Annotated in this window: 1 protein-coding gene; it reads right to left on the bottom strand. The window is 65.9% G+C overall.

The annotated features are described in order from the left end of the window. Nucleotides 1-536, bottom strand: a 536-nt coding sequence (locus ACOADB_RS02145; protein WP_378596264.1) for a transporter substrate-binding domain-containing protein, incomplete at both ends; no start/stop codon positions are given.

Here is a 536-nt window from a genome sequence, read left to right as displayed (position 1 = left end):
TTCGGGACGACGGCATAAGGGTCCTGCGCGGCAAGTCCCGCCAGCACGGTGTCATCGCCCGTGATCGCGTCGACTTCGCCGTTCTGGAACTTGATCAGGCAGCCCGTGTGGTTCGCAGCCGCCACCACGTTGACGTCGGCCTTCTCCGTGATGTTGTCGATGCTGGTCGAGCCGGCCGGGGCGCACACCGACTTGCCCTTGAGCGAGGCGACGCCGCTCTTCTCGTACGCACCGACGTCGTCGGAGCGGACCAGCACCTTCTGGGTGGCGTTGTAGTAGACCGCCGAGAAGGCGACCTGCGTCCACCGGGTGCAGTTGACCGTCATGTTGCGCGCGACCATGTCGATGTCGCCGCTCTCGAGCAACGGGATCCGCTGAAGCGCCGTGACGACGCGCAACTGCAGCGTCACATCGAGCGCGTCGGCTACGGCCTTGGCGAAGTCGATGTCGAAGCCCTTGAGGTCACCGTCCAGCGGGTCGGTGAAACCCAGCTGGAAGGTGTCGGCCGAGACACCGACGACGAGCCGGCCACGGTT

Origin of the sequence: Nocardioides sp. CPCC 206348 (genome assembly GCF_048654705.1) — a bacterium.
In the GTDB taxonomy this organism is placed as follows: domain Bacteria; phylum Actinomycetota; class Actinomycetes; order Propionibacteriales; family Nocardioidaceae; genus Nocardioides.
Note: the sequence above shows the minus strand (reverse complement) of the source record. Positions and strands in the feature narration are given on the sequence as shown.